The following is a 21,065-nucleotide window of genomic DNA, read 5'->3' as shown; positions in this document are numbered from 1 at the left end:
TTAAGCGCCTTTTTTATTAAGCAGTTGCAGTAACGTCAGCTAATTCCAACAGATGATCAGCATAGACTTTCACATCAGCCCAGTCGGTATAATCGATAACTGACTTAGGATCAGTTGGACCCTTGGTCATCTTCATAATCAACTGAATCGCCAATCTGTCATACCAAGGCCATGAAGGATAATCCACTTTGCCCGCAATAATTTTAAGATCAGCAGGCGTCCATGGCGATAACGCAATGAACTTTTGCAGATATTTATTATTTGCAGGGATACGTTTTTCAGGATTTCTCGCCACAACATTGACGCAGAAAAAACTGTTTGGCAATGCGCCCAGAGCCTGTGCATGCTGCTCAATAAATTGAAAAACGCTCTTATCATAGGTGCCATAGAGCACGCAGGCACCTAAGGCAACGACATCATAATCAGGCCAATTAATACAAGTCGCGGCAGCACTGTTGATATCGATGAGGTCAACCTTAGCGTCACGAAATCTTAATTGCTCGGCAATTGCACTGGCAATCTTGGCCGTATGGCCACCACGGGTAAAATAAAGTACGAGGACGCGTGTCATAGGCAATTCCCGATCCACTGAGTAATACCACCATTGTGGCAAGGTTACGTTAAATAAACCTCTGATAGGATCACAAATCAGTCGTATCTCATATTCTGAGATGCAAAAATTGAGATCTGCATTGCCGAGCAGTATGATTGCGTAAACACATGTGTTCAATTAGAATTATCTAATCAAAAGCGATAAAGTGAGTGACCTTATGCAAAATGATATAGATGTAGATGCAATGGTAACTAATGCGGAAAGTGCGGCTAAATGGCTCAAGGCCATAGCGAACCCTTATCGCCTAATGATTTTATGTCTATTACTAGACAAAGAGTTGAGCGTAACCGAGCTCAACGCCACAGTGCCATTAAGCCAGTCGGCCCTATCCCAGCATTTAGCCGTATTACGCGCAGAAGATCTCGTGGATACCCGTAAGAGCTCGCAGATTGTTTACTATAAACTCAAGAACGAGCAAGTCACCCAAGTGATTTCGATTCTGCATAGCCGCTACTGCGCAGCCTAACACTGCAAAATTAGCCTAAATTTAAGCCCTAACCTCTTGCAAGTGATTAGGGCTTAATGGTTTTTAATGTTGGCTAAAACGGTGACCGAAGGCATCGACTTTTGCCCAATCGGTAAACTCAAAAGTGCCAGTGATATCCGTTGGCCCTTTAGTCAACCACATGATAAAACGTATCATGGTCCGGTCGAAGAAAGCGTATTTAGGGTAATCAATCTTGCCCGCAAACACTTCTAACAGCTGGGGTTGCCACAGTGAAAGCTTGAGAAACTTTTGCATATAAGGATTGGTTTCAGGCGTATTTTTTAAGGGTTTGCGCGCCACGACGTTAACGGTAAAAAAACCATTAATCTTAGTATCTAGCACTGCATGGTGGCGATTCACATACTGATAAAGCTCTGGTCTATGCTTACCATAACGAATACTGGCACCAATCAGCACTTTATCAAAATCCACTAAGCTCAACGCTTCCGCCTGCTCTAATGTGGCGAGCGAAACCTGCTCTCCCGCCTGTTCAGCAATCGTCTTCATTTTTTGGCAAATTGCCAATGTTTGGCCATCTATCGTCGAATAGATTATTAACGTCTGCATGATTAATTCTTCCAAAAAGTTGGCGTAAACAAAATCAGTAAGGTAAATACTTCGAGGCGACCAAACAGCATAGCCACGACCAATACCCACTTGGCTCCATCACCAATACTGGCATAATTGCTCGCTACCTCACCTAAACCTGGGCCTAGGTTGTTTAAGCATGCCGCCGTGGCACTAAAAGCCGTAATATCATCTAATCCCATCGCCATGAGTGCAAGCATACAAATCACAAACACCAGCGCATAGGCAGAAAAGAATCCCCAAACAGCATCAACCACGCGGTCGGGTAAGGCTTTAGAGCCAATCCTAATCGAAAACATTGCCTTAGGGTGAACGAGTCGTTTCAATTCACGTGAACCCTGTAGCAGCAGTAAAATTACTCGAATGACCTTAATCCCACCCGCAGTTGAGCCACCACAACCACCGATAAAACTCGAAAACATTAATAGTATGGGTAAAAATAATGGCCACAGATGGAAGCTATCAGTGCCAAATCCAGCCGTAGTGGCAACTGAAACTGCCTGAAATAAAGCATGATCTAAGGTTTCTTCTGGCGAATCATAAATACCAGAACGATAAAGCGTGAAGAAACAAATCGCTGTGAGAATAAGTTGAATCGCCACCAGCATCTTAAATTCAGCATCTTTAAAATAGACTCTAACGTTAATCCCACGTCGTGAGAATGCCGCAAAATGCACGCTAAAGTTAACCGCAGAAACAATTAAAAAGAACACACAAATAAGATTAATAGTAGGACTATCGAAATAGCCCATACTGGCATCGTGGGTCGAAAAACCTCCGATGGCTATGGTCGAAAATGAATGACAAATGGCGTCAAAAATACTCATGCCCGCCCACCAATAAGCCGTCGCGCAGGAAATCGTTAGCAGTAAATAGATATACCACAGTGCTTTAGCGGTTTCGGCTATCCGTGGGGTCATCTTACTGTCTTTCACTGGCCCCGGAATTTCTGCGCGATAAAGCTGCATTCCTCCCACACCGAGCACAGGTAAAATAGCCACAGCGAGCACAATAATCCCCATGCCGCCAAGCCATTGCAGCATATGGCGGTAAAACAAAATGGCCTTAGGTAAAAAATCGAGCCCGACAATGACAGTGGCTCCGGTGGTGGTTAACGCAGAAAAAGATTCAAAGAAGCTGTCTGTCCAGCTTAAGTCTGGCTGACTCGAAAAGATAAACGGCAAGGCACCAATAGAACCCAGTACAGTCCAGAACAGCACGACAATCAGGAAGCCCTCTCGCGTACGCAATTCTTCTTTGCAGTGGCGGTTCGGATACCAGAGCCAAAAACCAATAAATAGGCTAACAAAAAATGCCTGCATAAACGCCGTACCGCCGCCATCGTTATACCAAACAGCGATCAGTGCTGGTGGCAGCATAGTGATTGAAAATAAACCAATCAGCAGGCCTATGATTCTAATTATGGTTTTATATTGCATTACGCGAGTTCAATTATTCCATTGGCTGTAAAGGTATTTTCAGCATTTGGGCTATTTTGGCATAATTTACGCAGGCATCACAGCTCAAACTCGGGCCTCAAACTTCCTTGACTCAGTGTCGCCAGTGACTCACAAAGCCATGCCTGTTGCTCTCGCCCTATCTCAAACACAATATCGACCGCTGTGGCAAATTGCTTATCGATGATCACAGCATCCACTTGCTGTAATAGATGCTCGACATCGCGCAGCTGCGCATAATCACAATGCAACTTGGCGGGATACCGTAACTGTTTGAGTCGCGTCGGTAATTGAATCAAGCCTTGCCTTAAGCCCGACGTATAAGCCCGAACGAGTCCACCTACGCCTAGCTTAGTACCGCCATAGTAACGCACGACAACGGCGCCAACTTCACCAATATGTGCCCCTTGCAACACAGCTAACATAGGGCGACCTGCACTGCCAGCGGGCTCACCATCATCACTCGAACCAATCAAGACGCTATCATCCGGTGCGCCAGCAACAAAAGCTGAGCAATAGTGGCTTGCGCCGGGATAGTCACGCTTTATGTCAGTAAGTACTAACTTTAATTTATCGACGCTATCGCAATGAAAGAGAAAAGAGATAAAGCGACTATGCTTTATCTCTTCTTCAATGACGATTTCATCACAGGGAACGTTATAACTTTCGAGCACGAATTCGCCCTAATCTATTTTCAAACATCAATCGGCTAAGCCGAGCTCACGGGTCATGTTCTCGTTTCTATCTTGATGCACTATGACGTTATCTTCGATACGAATACCGCCAAAAGGCCTTAACTCATCAACCGTTTGCCAGTTGATCTGCATGCCACGACTATCTTGTTTAAGCTCATTGAGCAAAGTATCTATAATGTATAACCCAGGTTCCATGGTCAGCACTTGGTTTGGCGCTAAAATGCGGGTGCAGCGCAAGAATGGGTGGGCCTCGGGCGCCGCGATATGGGTACCGCGCTCATCGTGGGAGAAGCCACCCACATCATGTACTTGTAAACCTAACATGTGGCCTAAACCATGGGGGAAGAAAGCACTGGTAATGCCTTGATCAACCAAACCTTGGGCATCCCCCGTGGCTAAATCAAAATCCAATAGCATTTGCGCGACTTTAGCGTGAGTCGATAAGTGTAAATCAGGATAACGAACGCCGGGGCGCATCATGTCGATAAGCTCCAGCTGCGCCTTATTCATCGCAGTGATCAACTCATCGAAACGATTCTTCTCGAATGCATAGGTTCTAGTAATATCAGACGCATAGCCAAAGTAACTCGCACCCGCATCAATAAGAAAAGACAAACGTTTCGCAGGGCTTTGATGCTCAAGCGCGGTGTAATGCAAAATCGCCGCATTTTGATTAAGAGCGATAATATTGCCGTAGGGCACTTCATTTTCGCTCTGACCCACGGCAGATAAATAATGCTGTTGGATCTCGAACTCACTCGCACCGTTATAAAACGCATTTTTAGCCGCCAAATGTCCCTGCACCGCAATTTGGTTGGCGCGGCGCATACATTCCAGCTCATATTCAGTTTTAGTGGTTCTGTGGTAATGCAAATAGCTCATCACAGCATCGGGATTGCGACTGGTAAAGCCCAGCACTTCGGCTACATCTAAATGCTCGCCCAAATAAGCCCAATTAACTGTGTCTTTGGGTAACAGTTCAGCGACCTTATCGGCCTTAGTTAACAGCTTAATATCAAAATGCTCGGTCCAGAACATATCCGGCACATCGGAAACTTTGTGCCAAAAATCCACAGGACGATAAAAAATCAGCTGCGGCTTATCGCGACCATTGACGACTAACCAGCAATTCGGATTATCCAACACAGGCAACCATGCCTTGAAGTGCGGGTTTGCTTTGAAGGGATAATTGATATCATCCAAAAACATCCGATGCGGCTGACCCGAATGGATCACTAAACCAGACAAGGCTTCTCGAGACAAAATCTCTGCGACTCGGCGGTTTAACTCGGTAATATGGGCACGATAGTGATGAGCCAACTGATCCATTTGTCATCTCCTGCAATGAATAAAAGTTAATATTATGAGCCAAATTTGCCCACATAATCTTAATCTGATCATGAACAACAGATTCAATCAAAACGTTAAACTGTCACTCAATCTAAAATACATGGCTGCTAAACAAAGAACATAAAAGCGATAACATCATGATTATTTTTAATAATTCTATTCAACCCTAGCATGGCTGCAGCGTTTAAACGTCTAAGGAAAACAGCGACAAAGACCTATTTATCCGCAAAGTGATTTAACGCACTCTAGGTGTTCTACACTCTGTGCAGTGTATCACAAAGGTGAAAAATCACTCTAGCCGACAAGAAATTAAACAGTCGTTTAAATTGGGTGTTGTAATTTATCGAATTTCGAAGCACACTGGCATACAACTGGTCAAATGATGGCCGAAGCTGCTGTGAGATAGAGAGTCGTACTAGCACCAACACATAATGGTGGGTATCACTTTTAAGCCAAAAGGAAGCAAGCAATGATCTACCAAAGTCCTACAATTCAAGTTGAGTTACTCGAGGATAATATTGCCAAGCTGTGCTTTAACGCACCCGGTTCGGTGAACAAATTCGACAGAGAAACCCTCGCTTCGCTCGATGCCGCATTAGACAGCATCAAGCAAAATTCCAATATCAAAGCGTTAGTGCTGACCTCAAGTAAAGATACCTTTATTGTGGGTGCCGACATTACCGAATTTTTAGGCCTATTCGCACAAGATGACGCCGTACTGCTCTCTTGGGTTGAACAAGCCAACGCTGTCTTCAACAAACTCGAAGACTTACCTTTCCCAACAGCATCTGCAATCAAAGGCTTTGCCTTAGGTGGCGGCTGTGAAACCATTCTGGCAACGGATTTTCGTATCGCAGATACCACAGCCAAAATCGGTTTACCTGAAACTAAACTCGGCATCATCCCAGGCTTTGGCGGCACAGTTCGTCTGCCACGTGTGATTGGTGCAGATAACGCACTTGAATGGATCACCACAGGTAACGACCAACGCGCTGAAGATGCACTGAAAGTCGGTGCTGTGGATGCTGTGGTTGCGCCAGAAGCATTAGAAGCGGCTGCGATTCAAATGCTCAAAGATGCTGTTGCTGAAAAGTTAGATTGGCAAGCGCGTCGTAACCGCAAGCTGTCTGCCCTAACGCTGCCAAAACTCGAAGCTATGATGTCATTCACCACTGCTAAAGGCATGGTGTTTGCTGTTGCGGGTAAACACTACCCAGCACCAATGGCCGCAGTAAGCGTGATTGAGCAAGCATCGACTAAAGGCCGCACCGAAGCACTGCAAATCGAGCATCAAGCCTTTATCAAACTGGCTAAAACTGACGTTGCTAAAGCGCTTATCGGTATCTTCCTTAATGATCAATTCGTTAAAGGCAAAGCGAAAAAAGCGGGTAAATTAGCCAAAGAAGTGAAAAACGCTGCCGTATTAGGTGCTGGCATTATGGGCGGCGGTATCGCCTACCAAAGCGCCAGCAAAGGCACACCGATTGTCATGAAAGACATTGCCCAGCCAGCATTAGATTTAGGCCTCAATGAAGCCGCCAAACTGCTGTCTGCCCAAGTTGCTCGTGGTCGTTCAACGCCAGAAAAAATGGCCAAAGTGCTGAACAACATCACGCCTTCATTAGATTATGCTGCGCTCAAACACAGTGATGTCGTCGTTGAAGCCGTTGTTGAACATCCAAAAATTAAAGCACAGGTTTTAGCCGAAGTTGAAGGCTATGTGAGTGAAGATGCAATTATCGCGTCAAACACCTCAACGATTTCAATCAACTTGCTCGCTAAGAGCATGAAGAAACCTGAGCGTTTCTGCGGTATGCATTTCTTCAACCCAGTGCACAAAATGCCGTTGGTAGAAGTTATCCGTGGTGAGCACAGTTCTGAAGAAACCATCGCCTCTGTTGTGGCTTACGCCAGCAAAATGGGCAAAACCCCAATCGTGGTAAACGATTGCCCAGGCTTCTTCGTTAACCGCGTACTCTTCCCTTACTTTGCAGGCTTTAATGGCTTACTTGCCGAAGGTGGCGACTTTACTGCAATCGACAAGGTAATGGAAAAACAATTCGGTTGGCCAATGGGCCCTGCTTACCTGCTCGACGTAGTGGGTTTAGACACAGGTCATCACGCCCAAGCCGTTATGGCTGAAGGTTTCCCTGATCGAATGGGTAAATCAGGCACTGATGCGATTGATGTGATGTTTGAGAACAAACGTCTTGGCCAGAAAAATGGCAAAGGTTTCTATGTCTATTCAGTCGATAGCCGTGGTAAACCGAAGAAAGATGTCGATCCTACGAGCTACGGCCTATTGAAAGCGGCCTTTGGCGACTTAAAAGCCTTTGAAGCCGATGACATTATTGCCCGTACTATGATCCCTATGATCATCGAAACCGTGCGCTGTTTAGAAGAAGGCATTGTCGCATCACCTGCCGAAGCGGATATGGGCCTGGTTTATGGCTTAGGTTTCCCGCCATTCAGAGGCGGCGTGTTCCGTTACTTGGATACCATGGGTGTCGCAAACTTTGTGGCCTTAGCAGACAAATATGCTCACTTGGGCGGTCTGTATCAAGTCACAGATGCGATGCGTACATTAGCAGCCAATAACGGTAGCTACTACAAAGCCTAATTAGCGGGAAAGGAATTTAATCATGAAACAAGCTGTTATCGTAGACTGCATTCGTACTCCGATGGGCCGCTCAAAGGCTGGCGTATTTCGTAATGTACGTGCAGAAACTCTGTCTGCCGAATTGATGAAAGGTCTGTTGCTGCGTAATCCGCAACTCGACCCAAACCTAATTGAAGACGTGATTTGGGGTTGTGTGCAACAAACCCTAGAGCAAGGCTTCAATATTGCCCGTAATGCTTCACTATTAGCCGGCATTCCAAAGACCGCTGGCGCTGTGACGGTTAACCGCCTATGTGGTTCGTCAATGGATGCTATCCATCAAGCTGCGCGGGCGATTATGACTGGCATGGGCGACACCTTTATTATTGGTGGCGTAGAGCACATGGGCCACGTGCCTATGAGCCATGGTGTCGACTTCCACCCAGGTCTTGCTAATAACGTGGCAAAAGCCTCTGGCATGATGGGGTTAACTGCTGAAATGCTGGGTAAACTGCACGGTATTACCCGTGAACAGCAAGATGCTTTTGCAGTACGTTCTCATCAACGTGCTTATGCTGCGACGATTGAAGGCCGTTTTGCCAAGGAAATCTATGGCATTGAAGGTCACGATGCTAACGGTGCCTTAATTAAAGTACTGCAAGACGAAGTGATCCGCCCAGAAACTACTATGGAATCTCTAGCAGCACTGCGTCCGGTATTTGATCCAGTTAACGGTACTGTCACTGCGGGTACTTCTTCAGCACTGTCTGATGGCGCTTCAGCCATGTTAATCATGGAAGAATCTAAAGCGCGCGCACTTGGCTTACCAATTCGTGCACGTATTCGCTCTATGGCGGTTGCGGGTTGTGATGCGGCTATCATGGGTTACGGCCCTGTTCCAGCCACGCAAAAAGCGCTGGCTCGTGCCGGTATCACAGTTGCCGATTTAGATGTGATTGAACTGAACGAAGCGTTTGCAGCTCAGTCTTTACCTTGTGTGAAAGATTTAGGCTTAGCGGATGTGGTTGACGACAAAATCAACCTCAACGGCGGCGCGATTGCACTAGGTCACCCACTGGGTTGTTCAGGTGCGCGTATCTCTACGACGCTGATCAACTTGATGGAAGACAAAGACGCGACCTTAGGTTTAGCGACCATGTGTATTGGTTTAGGCCAAGGTATCGCCACTGTGTTCGAACGTGTTTAATTCGTTAATCGAATAATTATCAAAGCCGGAACTTGTTCCGGTTTTTTTTATGCCAAATCTTCTGCCATCGTAAATATTAATATTTCTCATTTCTTCTGCTGTTCATTTGAAAATCAGTCCGTTATCGACTTAACTACAAGGGCATTACTGGCTATTGTGGGCGACAACAGGCAAGCAATCATCAGCCAAATCTAGGCAGTGTAGTGCAAGGATGCAATTCGTTGTTTTACCAGAGGAATGCCTGATGCTACAAACGAAACAGACCCTTTTCGAACAAATGCGGATCACTGAGCTGGAGATCGAGTCTCGTAAAGCGCTCTTCTCTTTTACTGGGGGAGATGTAAAGGCCCTGCAATCCTTTAAGCCTATCATCGAAGAAAACATCGATAAAATCGTCGATGACTTTTACGGCTTACAAACCAGTGTGTCAGAAATTGCGCTCTTGATTGGAGACTCAGACACCCTTGCCCGCCTGCGTACCGCACAGAGAAGATATGTGATTGATTTATTTAATGGTGTTTATGATCTTGAGTACGTAAACAATCGCCTGCGGATTGGTTTAGTCCATAAACGAATTGGTGTTGAGCCCAAACTTTACCTGTCTGCGGTGCACACACTCAAGGAGTTGATCTATGCCGTGATCAACGGCTCAGTACAAGATGTACGTCAAGCCGAACGTATTCGAGCCGCAATTGATAAACTCGTGCTGTTTGATGTCACACTAGTATTCGATACTTATATTCGCAGTTTAGTCTCCGAGATTGAGAACGCTAAAGATAAGGCCGAGAAATATGCCCAAAGCATGGAAAGCAAAGTCAAAGAGCGGACCCAGCAGTTAGAAGAACTGTCGCAAACCGATCCCTTAACAGGTTTGCTCAACGTAAGGCACTTACAAGAAACCGCAACTCGCATACTCAGAGCTGCCCAAAGACGCGCCGAGCCTGTATGTGTCATCTACTTAGATGTAGATGATTTTAAATTATTTAATGACACTCAAGGCCATAGATCAGGTGATGAAGTACTTTGTGCTGTCGCAAAAGCGATTAAAGAAACCACTCGTGCTGAAGATCATTGTTTTCGATATGGTGGAGATGAGTTCTGTATCATCATGCCTAACTGTCGTGAGGAACAAGCTCGCGACAATTTCATCACTCGGTTTAATCAAAAAATAAAACTCAGTCTAAACAATATTTCCTTAAGCTTTGGCATTACAGATACTGGCCCCTATGAATATGAAGAAGCCAATAGCTTAATTCATAAAGCCGATCAAAAAATGTATAGCTACAAACGGGCGTCCAAATTGCAGCAACAAACTATGGCGGCAGCAAATGATTTAGCACCAGAGAATAGTACAGCTGTCATCCATCCAATCTCTCAATCTCAAAGCGCTGCTGATAAAGCCGTTGAGTAATGTTAATTACCATAAGCCATAAGTTTGTTCCACGTGGAACATTTTATCTCTAGCTTTGGTAACGACAAAAAGCACACCAATCAAACCACATCACAAATTGCGACCGCCAACTTGGTTTATCATGGGGGCTAGAGTAACATTAGCTAATTCTGCTTAACCGTTCAGTAGAGGTAATATGAACGACGCTTTCTCAACCGCACAGCATAGACTCGATGCACTTGGCTTACGTTGCCCAGAACCTGTAATGATGGTGCGTAAAACGGTAAGACAAATGGCTGCTGGCGAGACACTGCTGATCATTGCCGATGACCCTGCAACGACACGCGATATTCCAAGCTTCTGTGAGTTTATGGATCACACCCTTATCGCCAGCGAAACGGCTCAGCCGCCATACCAATATTTGATCAAAAAAGGACTTTAAGTCGTATCGTTTTAGCGACTTAATCATTAAAAAAGGATGTGAGAAACTATGCCAAAACTGCTGGCAATTGCCTATAAAACTGTAAAGCGCGGCCAAATGAATGAGGTTCTCTGTGCCAATGTCACCCAGTTAAATGGTGTAGAGAAAGATGTATTTGGTCGTCCTGGCAAACGCCAAGTCACTGTGCTTTCCAAACTACAATGGCAACAAGCCTGTCGTGCTATCGAGGCAGAATTGCCTTGGACGACTCGCAGAGCAAATCTGCTCGTTGATGGTCTGGTATTTAGCAGTGCAGATGTTGGTAAACATTTACAGATTGGTGAGTTACTACTTGAAATTACAGGTGAGACCGATCCCTGTAAAAAAATGGAAATTGCACATGTCGGTTTAGAAGCCGCACTCACCCCAGATTGGCGAGGAGGTGTTACATGCAGGGTATTAAATGATGCCATGATCCACCTAGGTGATGAGATAGCAATTTTCTTTCCTAGCTAATCCAATCAGCCTATCTCAGCTAGTTCTCCATACTCCTCTATAAATAGAACCAAATAACTTGGTTCTATTTCTGTTGTCCCAATCCTAATATAAATATCAGCTTTCTAGCTCGAACATCAATTGAAACAGTATTTACGTTTTCCTTCCTATCTATTTATGCGATAACTACACCAAGTATTAACAAAACTTTATCTTGTGATTAATACCGATCATGTAGCCCATAAGAACGATAACAGGAAGTGACATGTTTAACTCTAAACTTACCCCGCTTTATATTGCCCTCACTCTTGGGATGAATACCCTCGCAGTTAACGCCACAGAAACGAAAGAATCGACTTGGAATGTTAACGCTCCAGCGAATGCTCCCTTAGTGCAAGTCAAAGTTGATGTTAATGAAGGCACTTGGATGAACTTAAGTGTCAGTCCAGATGGTAAGCATATCGTCTTCGACTTACTCGGTGACATCTACCAAATTCCAGTAACAGGCGGTGAAGCTAAGCCATTAGCCCAAGGCATAGCTTGGCAGATGCAGCCCGTCTATAGCCCTGATGGCAAGCACATTGCTTTTACGTCCGATGGTGATGGTGGTGATAACATTTGGATTATGGATGCTGATGGTAAAAACCCAAGAACAGTTACCCAAGAAACCTTCAGGCTGCTAAACAGTCCAGCTTGGAGCCCAGACTCCCAGTATCTGGTTGCCCGTAAGCACTTTACCGCCAGTCGTAGTTTGGGTGCGGGCGAAGTGTGGCTATACCACGTTGCGGGTGGTGAAGGCGTTAAATTGACCGAGCGTCCTAATGATGAGAAAGATTTAGGTGAACCCGCGTATTCACCCGATGGTCGCTATATCTACTTTAGTCAGGATGACACGCCGGGTAAAACCTTCCATTACTCAAAGGATTCGGTCAACGGTATCTACAAAATCAAACGCTACGATACTCAGACTGGTGAGATTGAAGTATTAATCGAAGGCACGGGTGGTGCAATTCGGCCAACGCCGAGCCCAGACGGCACTAAGCTCGCCTATATTAAGCGCGATGATTTTCAGTCGTCACTCTACCTACTCGAGCTTAAGTCGGGAGAGACGACTAAACTGTTTGGCGAGCTAGACAGGGATATGCAAGAGACGTGGGCCATTCATGGCGTCTATCCAACAATGGCATGGACACAAGATAACAAGGATATTTTCTTCTGGGCCAAAGGCAAAATTAACCGCCTGAATGTTGCCAATAAAACACTCACAGATATCCCCTTTAGTGTAAAAACTGAGTTAGCCGTACAGCCCTCAGTGCGCTTTAAGCAAGATATCGATAAAGACGTTTTCGATGTAAAAATGCTACGTATGGCGCAAGTCTCACCGGATGGCAACAAAGTCGTATTCGAAGCACTGGGGAAAATTTGGTTAAAATCCTTACCCGATGGCAGAATGTCACGCTTGACTGATCTAGACAAAAATATTACAGAACTTTATCCCCAATGGTCGCGCGATGGTAAAAATATTGTTTTTACCACTTGGAATGACCAAGACCAAGGCACAGTACAAGTGATTAGCGCAAAAGGTGGCAAACCTAAGCAGCTAACATCTGAGCCAGGAAAGTATGTCGAACCCACCTTTTCACCCAATGGTGAACTCGTAGTGTATCGTAAAACTCAAGGCGGTAACCTCACACCAAGAACTTGGTCGCAGGAGCCCGGGCTATATAAAGTCGATATTAAAGGTAAACAAAATAGCAAGATCAGTACCGATGGCTATCAAGCTCAATTCGGTGCCAATGCCGATCGCGTCTTTTTTATGAATAGCAGCGAAGATGAAACGCCGCAATTATCATCGATCAACTTAGACGGCTTCGATAAGCGGGTTCATTACAGCAGCAAACATGCAACTGAATTTAGGGTTTCACCCGATGGTGAGCAACTCGCCTTTGCTGAACGCTTTAAAGTTTGGGTAACACCTTTTGCTAAACACGGCGAGACAGTTGAGATTGGCCCCAATGCCAACAATCTACCTGTAAGCCAATTGAGTACCCGTGCGGGCGAAAGTATCAGTTGGAACAGTAAAAGCGACCAACTATATTGGACTCTTGGCCCCGAGTTGTACCAAGCCAAGGTTGACACTCAATATCGCGACAAAGATGAAAAGGCACAACCAAGCATTATCGATTTAGGCTTTACCGAAAAGGCCGATGTTCCACGTGGAACAATCGCCTTCGTCGGCGGTAAAGTGATTACGATGGAAAATGACCAGGTGATTGATAATGGTGTGGTCATAGTCAAAGACAATCATATTGTCGCCGTAGGTGATGCCAATGTTGCGATTCCTAAGGATGCGCAGATCATCGACATCAAAGGCAAATCCATTATGCCAGGACTATTCGATGCCCACGCCCATGGACCGCAAGCAGATGATGAAATTGTGCCACAACAGAACTGGGCGCTGTATTCCGGTTTATCCTTGGGTGTCACCACGATTCACGATCCCTCGAATGACACCACAGAAATCTTTGCCGCATCTGAGCAACAAAAAGCAGGCAATATTGTTGGCCCACGAATATTCTCCACCGGCACCATACTCTATGGCGCAAATGCGCCTGGCTACACATCGCACATAGACTCACTGGATGATGCCAAGTTTCATCTTGAACGCCTGAAAAAAGTCGGAGCCTTTAGCGTAAAAAGCTATAACCAACCGCGCCGCAATCAGAGACAGCAAGTCATAGCTGCAGCACGTGAACTTGAAATGATGGTTGTCCCTGAAGGTGGCAGCTTGCTGCAACATAATTTAAGCATGGTCGCCGATGGACATACTACGATTGAGCACTCACTCCCCGTTGGTTCAATCTATAACGATATCAAACAGTTTTGGAGCCAGACTCAAGTTGGTTACACGCCAACCTTAGTGGTCGCCTATGGTGGTATTTCTGGTGAAAACTACTGGTATGATAAAACCGATGTGTGGGCCCATCCACGCCTATCCATGTATGTGCCAGCCGATATTTTGCAAGCAAGATCAATGCGACGCCCCCATGCTCCAGAGAGCCACTACAATCATTTCAATGTTGCTAAGGTTGCTAACGAGCTCAATAAGTTAGGGGTTCACCCAAATATTGGCGCCCACGGTCAGCGTGAAGGTTTAGCGGCACATTGGGAAATGTGGATGTTTGCCCAAGGCGGCATGAGCAATATGGAAGTGTTGAAAACGGCCACCATTAATCCAGCGACGACCTTTGGCATGGAGCAGCAACTCGGTTCTATCAAAGAAGGTAAGCTCGCAGACTTGATCGTTATTGATGGTGATCCATTAGCCGACATTCGAGTCACCGACAGAGTCACTCATACTATGGTCAATGGTAAGTTATTTGATGCAGAGACTATGAATGAACTTAATGGGGATAAAGCACAGCGTAAGCCGTTTTTCTTTGAGAAACTCTAAGGGCAACTTTCAAGTCTAAGGAAAATAGCTTTCCTGTTGAGACCGTTTAAGTTTAACAAGATGAGTTCCAGCGAAGCTCAAAAAGCATGTTCCACGTGGAACATGCTTTTTTGTATTTGGATACTCTACAAGAGTTTTCTTTAATATCAGTCAGATCAACGATTAATGATTCTAGTGGCTATGCTCAGCACAGGAATCAACACAGGCCTGATAGGAAATACACTCGACAAGGTGATCGTTCACCATACCCACCGCCTGCATAAAGGCATAACAAATGGTTGGGCCGACAAAATTGAATCCGAGTTTCTTCAACGCTTTTGACATGGCTTCAGATTCTGGTGTTTGTGCAGGAACCTGCGACATTGCCGTAATCTGATTAACTATGGGTTTTCCGCCCACAAAGCTCCATAAAAATGCAGAGAAATCCTTCCCATCGGCTGTATAGGCTAAATAACCTTTAGCATTCTTGATGATAGAGTTCACCTTCAAGCGATTGCGCACTATACCGGGATTCAACATGAGCTCCTCTACCTTCGCCTCATCGAAAGTCGCAATAATCTCAGGTTCAAAATTAGCAAAGGCCTGTTCATAGTTTTGTTGCTTCTTCAGGATAGTTATCCAAGATAATCCGGCCTGTTGACCATCTAAACACAACTTAGCAAACAGCTCCTTTGGATCATAAACAGGTCGCCCCCACACTTTGTCGTGATACTCACGATACAAGGGATCATCACTGACCCAGCCACAGCGGATCTCTTCCATGGTATATAACCTTATTGTTTTAATTAAGAAGGTAAAAAATAACCTACATAAGCAGATATCTACAAGGTATAATCGAACCCATTTTCTATTCAGGCTGACGGCAGTAGACAAGTAGACATGACGACAAAACACGACGTAAAAACATTTCAGGGTTTCATTCTCACCCTGCAGGAATATTGGGCACAGCAAGGCTGTGCAATTGTTCAACCTCTAGATATGGAAGTCGGCGCGGGTACATTCCACCCACAAACTTTCCTACGTTCTTTAGGGCCAGAACCTATGAGCAGTGCCTATGTGCAGCCATCGCGCCGCCCTACGGATGGTCGTTACGGTGAAAACCCTAACCGTCTGCAGCACTACTACCAATTCCAAGTCGTGTTGAAGCCTTCACCTGACAATATTCAAGAGCTGTATTTAGGCTCACTGCAAGCACTGGGTATTGATACTCAAATCCACGATATCCGCTTTGTGGAAGATAACTGGGAATCACCAACACTAGGTGCTTGGGGCTTAGGCTGGGAAGTTTGGCTTAATGGTATGGAAGTGACTCAGTTTACTTACTTCCAACAGGTCGGCGGCATCGAATGCAGCCCTGTCACAGGTGAAATCACCTATGGCCTAGAGCGGCTGGCCATGTATATCCAAGGCGTAGATAGTGTTTATGATCTCGTATGGACCGATGGTCCACTAGGCCTAATCACCTATGGCGATGTGTTCCATCAAAACGAAGTCGAGCAATCGACCTATAACTTCGAACACGCCGATGTGGATTTTATGTTCACCCTGTTCGATCAGTGCGAAAAAATGTGTCAGCATTTATTGTCGCTAGAAAAACCCTTACCTCTGCCCGCCTACGAGCAAGTGATGAAAGCCTCACACGCCTTCAACCTGCTCGATGCCCGCCATGCCATTTCAGTTACCGAGCGCCAACGCTACATCTTACGCGTTCGTACTATGGCGAAAGCGGTCGCTGAATCTTATTATCAGGCACGCGAAGCGCTTGGCTTCCCAATGTGTAAGTAGAGGTAAAAACATGAATTTTGAAAACTTACTCATAGAGTTAGGCACGGAAGAATTACCCCCTAAGTCACTGCGTAAACTAGCTGAATCCTTTTTAGCTAACTTTACTGAAGAACTCACCAAAGCCGATTTAGCGTTCAGCTCAGCCGTTTGGTACGCAGCGCCACGTCGTCTGGCAATTAACGTCACTGAACTTGCCCTTGCACAAGCTGACAAAGTCGTTGAAAAACGCGGCCCAGCAGTGAGTTCAGCATTCGATGCTGAAGGCAAACCGACTAAAGCCGCCGAAGGTTGGGCACGTGGTAATGGTATTACTGTTGAACAAGCCGAACGTTTAGTTACAGATAAAGGCGAATGGTTAGTCCATAACGCCAAAGTTGAAGGCGTCGAAACCAAAAGTTTGATCGCTGCTATGGCGCAACGAGCCCTCGATAAATTGCCCATTCCTAAGCCAATGCGTTGGGGCAATAATAAAACCCAATTTATTCGCCCTGTGCACACAGCAACTATGTTGTTAGGCAGTGAGTTGATTGAAGGTGAATTGCTGAGTATCAAATCGGCACGCACTGTTCGCGGTCACCGCTTTATGGGGCTCAAGCAGTTTGAATTAGTACACGCTGATCACTACCTTGCCGACCTAAAAGAAAAAGGCAAAGTCATCGCCGATTACGAAAGCCGTAAAGCATTAATCAAAGCCGATGCCGAAAAAGCCGCCGCTAAGATTGGTGGCACAGCCGATATCGAAGATAGCCTGCTTGAAGAGGTCACCTCTTTGGTTGAATGGCCAGTAGTATTGACCGCTAGCTTCGAAGAAAAATTCTTAAGTGTACCGTCTGAAGCTTTGGTCTACACCATGAAGGGCGATCAAAAATACTTCCCAGTCTTTGATGACGCGGGCAAGTTACTGCCAAACTTTATCTTTGTAGCCAATATCGAATCTAAAGATCCCGCGCAAATTATCTCAGGTAACGAGAAAGTCGTTCGTCCACGTCTTGCCGACGCCGAGTTCTTTTTTAATACCGATAAAAAACACACGCTGGAATCACGTTTACCTAGCCTAGAAACCGTCCTGTTCCAACAACAGCTCGGCACCTTAAAAGACAAAGTGAATCGTATTTCTGCCCTAGCCGCCTTTATTGCCAGACAAACTGGCGCGAATGCGGTTGATGCAGCCCGTGCAGGTTTGTTATCTAAAACCGATTTGATGACCAATATGGTGATGGAGTTTACCGACACTCAAGGCACTATGGGCATGCACTACGCCCGCCTCGATGGTGAAACCGAAGCCGTTGCGGTTGCAATGGAAGAGCAATACAAGCCTAAGTTCTCTGGCGATACAGTGCCTAGTGCTGGCGTATCTTGCGCAGTCGCATTAGCAGATAAGCTCGATACTTTAGTCGGTATCTTTGGTATTGGCCAAGCACCAAAAGGCGCAGCCGATCCCTTTGCCCTACGCCGTGCCGCCATTGGTGTGCTGCGTATTATCGTAGAGAACAAACTGCCACTGGACTTAGTAACGCTGATTGCTAAAGCTCAGGAGCTCCACGGTACTAACTTAAGCAACGCAAACGCTGCAGAGGAAGTACTTGAATTCTTAATGGCACGCTTCCGCGCTTGGTATCAAGATAAAGGTATTGGTGTTGATGTAATCTTAGCAGTGCTAGCACGTCGCCCAACACGCCCAGCTGATTTTGATAGTCGTATCAATGCGGTATCACACTTTAGAAGCCTAGAAGCTTCTGGCGCACTTGCAGCAGCGAACAAACGTGTATCCAACATTCTGGCTAAGGTTGAAGGCGCTTTACCGACAAGGATCAATGCAAGTTTGTTGACCGAAGCCGCAGAGCAAGCATTGGCGGCCAAATTGAACGAACTACAACCACAGTTGGCACCTTTGTTTGCCAATGCTGATTACCAGCAAGCCTTAACTTTGTTAGCTGGCCTGCGTGAAAGCGTGGATCAGTTTTTCGAAGATGTGATGGTTATGGCGGATGATGAAGCTTTGAAAAACAATCGTTTAGCATTATTGAATAATCTACGCGAGCAGTTCCTGCACGTAGCGGATATATCACTACTGCAATAACGATACTAAGGTTTAATAAAATTATCGCTTTATAAAAACGCGCTCAATAGCGCGTTTTTTATTGTCCTGATTTCTTATACCAAATGTATTAAATTGCCCAATCAAAACTGCAGCAGTTTTTGATGTAAGCCATCAAATTGGGCATGATCCAAGTTAACTTGCTGCAGTAAATTCGCCAGTATCTCAGGGGATAATTGCCCTGCTTGATGCAGCATAGAAATCTCGCTGATCACATTCGCCCGCCATACCACTGCGGCGAGCCCCGCTTGCGGGCGCGAGTTCACACTGGCGAGCTTGTCTAATTCTGTTTCAAAGGTATTGGGTAACTGCCAATGCTTAGCAAGCAATGAACTCAAGGTTAACGATTTCGTCGTCATCACTTGTCTAAATAATCCAGAATTAGGCTGTTCTCCCGGCTCTGCCTGTACAAATGCATCAAGGAGCATTTTAAAAATGGCTAACTTGCCGACATCGTGTAATAGGCCCAATAAAAAAGCCGTATCTTGATCTTCATCGCTTAACTCACTGGCAAGAAAAGCAACCTGCATCGAATGGCGCCAAATTTCAGCCCCAAAACGACGAAAATAGATTGGTTTGATATCCAACATTTCACGCACTAAACAAGTGGTGACAAATTTTCTCAACTGTTCGCGGCCAAGCTGTACCAAAGCCTGCTGTAAACTGGTGATATCCCTATCGCTACGTTTAAACGCGGGAGAATTACACAGCTTAAGCACCTCCACACTCAATAAAGGATCTCGCTCGATAAGCGCTAATAGATCCTTAATATCAAATTGTGGGTCGGACAATTTACGATCTAACTCCAATACCTTTGACGGCAGCTTTAACACTTTTTCGGCGATGACTTGTGGCGACGCTAAGGCCTGCTCTATCTCAGCCATGACTCTACGTTCAAGATTATTCGCTACACCGCCAGTGTCCTTAACCCGTGTCGGAAATAACAAACTATAAAAGAGTGCAGATAAATCGACAGATACCACGCTAATATCTTCGAGAGATTTAGCTGGCTTTCGCGCAGGTTCAAGCGACTTACCTAAGTCCGTCGTTGAAAAACTTTTGGGTCTCTCAACGGTCGCCGTATCACGAATATTAAAGAGTTTGTTAAAAAGTGATTTAATCAAGAAGCATCAACCTGTCATTATAAATAATTGTTAAAAAGTCAGTTAAATATTGCCCATCATAAATCCATTTTGATCAGCTCAAGCCATGTATTAAGGCATTGTAGAGAGGCTAATACTTAGCTTAAGTGTAACATATTCAATTCATTTCGGACTTCTTCTATCCCACCATTACTGCTTTTACAAAGACAATCTTGGTTACAAGTTGAAACCTCAAAAAACTTACATTCCAGCATCATTTAACTGACAATATGCCTACCATTCATAAAGGGATACGTATTTTGTCTCCCTTTAAGTGATTAACAATCTACTCGCGAGCTAACAACGGAAAATTTGATGATCGAGGTAATAAAAGCGGGTGCACTAACCACAGTTCAAGATATCGGACGCATGGGATATCGACATTTAGGCGTAACCCAAGCTGGTGCCTTAGATAGACCTGCACTGTGTTTAGCAAACCGCCTACTCTCAAATCCAGACAATACACCCGTACTGGAATTGACCTTCGGCCAATCGATTTTTTTGTTTAAACGTGATGCTTGGATTGCCTTAACGGGTGCCGATTTCGATGCCCGCATAGACAATAAACCCATTGTTTGCGGCTGGCGCTACTCCATTAAGGCAGGACAAAAACTCAGTCTTAGAGGGGGAAATAAAGGCATGCGTGCCTATGTTGCGATTGATGGCGGCGTTAGAGTGCCGTTAGTGATGGATTCTGCTGCAACTGATTTAACCTCAGGTATCGGTGGATTTCATGGTCGCGCATTAGAAGCTGGCGATAACCTGACCTTAGGTTCCGCACATCCACTAAGAAGGCAAGTTGGCGCAATTCAAAAAAGTTGGAATGGGCATATTCGCGCACTCGCAACAAAGCACACCCAAGCCTTCTCGTTGAAATCTCAGCAAATATTCTGGCAAACACAGTGGCAACTTTCGGCAGAAAGCAATCGTGCAAGTGCAATACTCAACGGGGAAATATTGACCTTAGCAAAACCATTTCCCATTCAATCACATACAGTCAAGCCAGGAGTCATTCAAGTGTCAGCTTCAGGGCAACCTTTAGTGTTACTTGCCGATGCTAAGACCACCAGCAATCATCCTCAAATCGCCGTGATTATTGAAGCCGATCTGTGGAAACTCGCGCAAACTCGCCCAGGGCAGACAGTAACATTCGAATTAGTCGACGATGAACAAGCCGCAACGGCGCAAGCAGAGTGGCATGACTACTTCTATCGACTACAACGTAGCCTAGGTTAACGAACCACTACATAATCAAATCTACAAAATATCACCCCGTATTCCCTA

General features: G+C 45.4%; 17 protein-coding genes. 10 read left to right on the top strand and 7 right to left on the bottom strand.

Features of this window, described 5'->3' with window-relative positions; all coding sequences use genetic code 11:
* Positions 1-16 precede the first annotated feature (16 nt).
* Positions 17-571, bottom strand: coding sequence for a menaquinone-dependent protoporphyrinogen IX dehydrogenase (gene hemG / locus HUB64_RS00280; RefSeq protein ID WP_105250824.1), 555 nt, complete (start codon positions 569-571; stop codon positions 17-19).
* Between the two features lie 199 nt (positions 572-770).
* Here hemG (HUB64_RS00280) and HUB64_RS00275 point away from each other — a divergent pair, with 199 nt between their 5' ends.
* The gene (locus tag HUB64_RS00275; RefSeq protein WP_105250823.1) at positions 771-1,079 is read left to right on the top strand and encodes a metalloregulator ArsR/SmtB family transcription factor; all 309 of its coding nucleotides are present in this window, start codon (positions 771-773) and stop codon (positions 1,077-1,079) included.
* 63 nt (positions 1,080-1,142) lie between these two features.
* On the opposite strand, the gene hemG (HUB64_RS00270) is transcribed toward HUB64_RS00275, so the two are convergent.
* The 4 genes from hemG (HUB64_RS00270) to pepQ form a co-directional block, all read right to left on the bottom strand.
* Complete coding sequence (gene hemG / locus HUB64_RS00270; protein ID WP_173496115.1) at positions 1,143-1,667, bottom strand: menaquinone-dependent protoporphyrinogen IX dehydrogenase; 525 nt, start codon at positions 1,665-1,667, stop codon at positions 1,143-1,145.
* Between the two features lie 2 nt (positions 1,668-1,669).
* Entirely contained in the window at positions 1,670-3,127 is a 1,458-nt protein-coding gene (locus HUB64_RS00265; protein WP_105250821.1) for a TrkH family potassium uptake protein, read from the bottom strand.
* Positions 3,128-3,204: 77 nt separating this feature from the next.
* A complete protein-coding gene (locus HUB64_RS00260) occupies positions 3,205-3,819 on the bottom strand; it encodes a YigZ family protein (protein WP_173496114.1) in 615 nt (204 codons plus the stop codon).
* A gap of 27 nt (positions 3,820-3,846) precedes the next feature.
* The gene (gene pepQ, locus HUB64_RS00255) at positions 3,847-5,169 is read right to left on the bottom strand and encodes a Xaa-Pro dipeptidase (RefSeq protein WP_173496113.1); all 1,323 of its coding nucleotides are present in this window, start codon (positions 5,167-5,169) and stop codon (positions 3,847-3,849) included.
* A 490-nt stretch (positions 5,170-5,659) separates the two neighbouring features.
* Between pepQ and fadB the strand changes: the two genes are divergently transcribed.
* From fadB to HUB64_RS00225, 6 genes are all read left to right on the top strand, one after another.
* A complete protein-coding gene (fadB, locus tag HUB64_RS00250) occupies positions 5,660-7,810 on the top strand; it encodes a fatty acid oxidation complex subunit alpha FadB (RefSeq protein WP_173496112.1) in 2,151 nt (716 codons plus the stop codon).
* 22 nt (positions 7,811-7,832) lie between these two features.
* Positions 7,833-8,996, top strand: a complete 1,164-nt coding sequence (gene fadA, locus HUB64_RS00245; RefSeq protein WP_014609502.1) for an acetyl-CoA C-acyltransferase FadA — start codon at positions 7,833-7,835, stop codon at positions 8,994-8,996.
* A gap of 244 nt (positions 8,997-9,240) precedes the next feature.
* Entirely contained in the window at positions 9,241-10,407 is a 1,167-nt protein-coding gene (locus HUB64_RS00240) for a diguanylate cyclase (protein WP_173496111.1), read from the top strand.
* A gap of 175 nt (positions 10,408-10,582) precedes the next feature.
* Positions 10,583-10,828, top strand: coding sequence for a sulfurtransferase TusA (gene tusA / locus HUB64_RS00235; RefSeq protein WP_173496110.1), 246 nt, complete (start codon positions 10,583-10,585; stop codon positions 10,826-10,828).
* 48 nt (positions 10,829-10,876) lie between these two features.
* Entirely contained in the window at positions 10,877-11,323 is a 447-nt protein-coding gene (locus HUB64_RS00230) for an MOSC domain-containing protein (protein WP_173496109.1), read from the top strand.
* 244 nt (positions 11,324-11,567) lie between these two features.
* Entirely contained in the window at positions 11,568-14,756 is a 3,189-nt protein-coding gene (locus tag HUB64_RS00225; RefSeq protein ID WP_173496108.1) for an amidohydrolase family protein, read from the top strand.
* A gap of 171 nt (positions 14,757-14,927) precedes the next feature.
* On the opposite strand, the gene HUB64_RS00220 is transcribed toward HUB64_RS00225, so the two are convergent.
* Positions 14,928-15,518 (bottom strand): DNA-3-methyladenine glycosylase I, encoded by a 591-nt coding sequence (locus HUB64_RS00220; protein WP_173496107.1) that lies wholly within the window; start codon positions 15,516-15,518, stop codon positions 14,928-14,930.
* Positions 15,519-15,635: 117 nt separating this feature from the next.
* Between HUB64_RS00220 and glyQ the strand changes: the two genes are divergently transcribed.
* Positions 15,636-16,541, top strand: a complete 906-nt coding sequence (glyQ, locus tag HUB64_RS00215; RefSeq protein ID WP_006084781.1) for a glycine--tRNA ligase subunit alpha — start codon at positions 15,636-15,638, stop codon at positions 16,539-16,541.
* A gap of 10 nt (positions 16,542-16,551) precedes the next feature.
* The gene (gene glyS / locus HUB64_RS00210) at positions 16,552-18,621 is read left to right on the top strand and encodes a glycine--tRNA ligase subunit beta (RefSeq protein WP_173496106.1); all 2,070 of its coding nucleotides are present in this window, start codon (positions 16,552-16,554) and stop codon (positions 18,619-18,621) included.
* 101 nt (positions 18,622-18,722) lie between these two features.
* On the opposite strand, the gene HUB64_RS00205 is transcribed toward glyS, so the two are convergent.
* Positions 18,723-19,763, bottom strand: a complete 1,041-nt coding sequence (locus HUB64_RS00205; RefSeq protein ID WP_173496105.1) for an HDOD domain-containing protein — start codon at positions 19,761-19,763, stop codon at positions 18,723-18,725.
* A gap of 333 nt (positions 19,764-20,096) precedes the next feature.
* Between HUB64_RS00205 and HUB64_RS00200 the strand changes: the two genes are divergently transcribed.
* Positions 20,097-21,017, top strand: a complete 921-nt coding sequence (locus tag HUB64_RS00200; protein WP_173496104.1) for a biotin-dependent carboxyltransferase family protein — start codon at positions 20,097-20,099, stop codon at positions 21,015-21,017.
* The last annotated feature ends 48 nt before the right edge of the window (positions 21,018-21,065 follow it).

Origin of the sequence: Shewanella sp. ISTPL2 (genome assembly GCF_013283205.1) — a bacterium.
GTDB lineage: Bacteria > Pseudomonadota > Gammaproteobacteria > Enterobacterales > Shewanellaceae > Shewanella > Shewanella oncorhynchi.
This window is presented reverse-complemented; position numbering and strand designations above follow the sequence as displayed.

Bases quoted from the DNA above. Each gene is read 5' to 3' on its own strand.
- fadA (WP_014609502.1), top strand. From the start codon at position 7,833: ATGAAACAAGCTGTTATCGTAGACTGCATTCGTACTCCGATGGGCCGC.
- glyQ (WP_006084781.1), top strand. From the start codon at position 15,636: ATGACGACAAAACACGACGTAAAAACATTTCAGGGTTTCATTCTCACC.
- HUB64_RS00240 (WP_173496111.1), top strand. From the start codon at position 9,241: ATGCTACAAACGAAACAGACCCTTTTCGAACAAATGCGGATCACTGAG.
- HUB64_RS00275 (WP_105250823.1), top strand. From the start codon at position 771: ATGCAAAATGATATAGATGTAGATGCAATGGTAACTAATGCGGAAAGT.
- fadB (WP_173496112.1), top strand. From the start codon at position 5,660: ATGATCTACCAAAGTCCTACAATTCAAGTTGAGTTACTCGAGGATAAT.
- hemG (WP_173496115.1), bottom strand. From the start codon at position 1,667: ATGCAGACGTTAATAATCTATTCGACGATAGATGGCCAAACATTGGCA.
- HUB64_RS00265 (WP_105250821.1), bottom strand. From the start codon at position 3,127: ATGCAATATAAAACCATAATTAGAATCATAGGCCTGCTGATTGGTTTA.
- HUB64_RS00200 (WP_173496104.1), top strand. From the start codon at position 20,097: ATGATCGAGGTAATAAAAGCGGGTGCACTAACCACAGTTCAAGATATC.
- glyS (WP_173496106.1), top strand. From the start codon at position 16,552: ATGAATTTTGAAAACTTACTCATAGAGTTAGGCACGGAAGAATTACCC.
- hemG (WP_105250824.1), bottom strand. From the start codon at position 571: ATGACACGCGTCCTCGTACTTTATTTTACCCGTGGTGGCCATACGGCC.
- pepQ (WP_173496113.1), bottom strand. From the start codon at position 5,169: ATGGATCAGTTGGCTCATCACTATCGTGCCCATATTACCGAGTTAAAC.
- HUB64_RS00230 (WP_173496109.1), top strand. From the start codon at position 10,877: ATGCCAAAACTGCTGGCAATTGCCTATAAAACTGTAAAGCGCGGCCAA.
- HUB64_RS00225 (WP_173496108.1), top strand. From the start codon at position 11,568: ATGTTTAACTCTAAACTTACCCCGCTTTATATTGCCCTCACTCTTGGG.
- HUB64_RS00220 (WP_173496107.1), bottom strand. From the start codon at position 15,518: ATGGAAGAGATCCGCTGTGGCTGGGTCAGTGATGATCCCTTGTATCGT.
- tusA (WP_173496110.1), top strand. From the start codon at position 10,583: ATGAACGACGCTTTCTCAACCGCACAGCATAGACTCGATGCACTTGGC.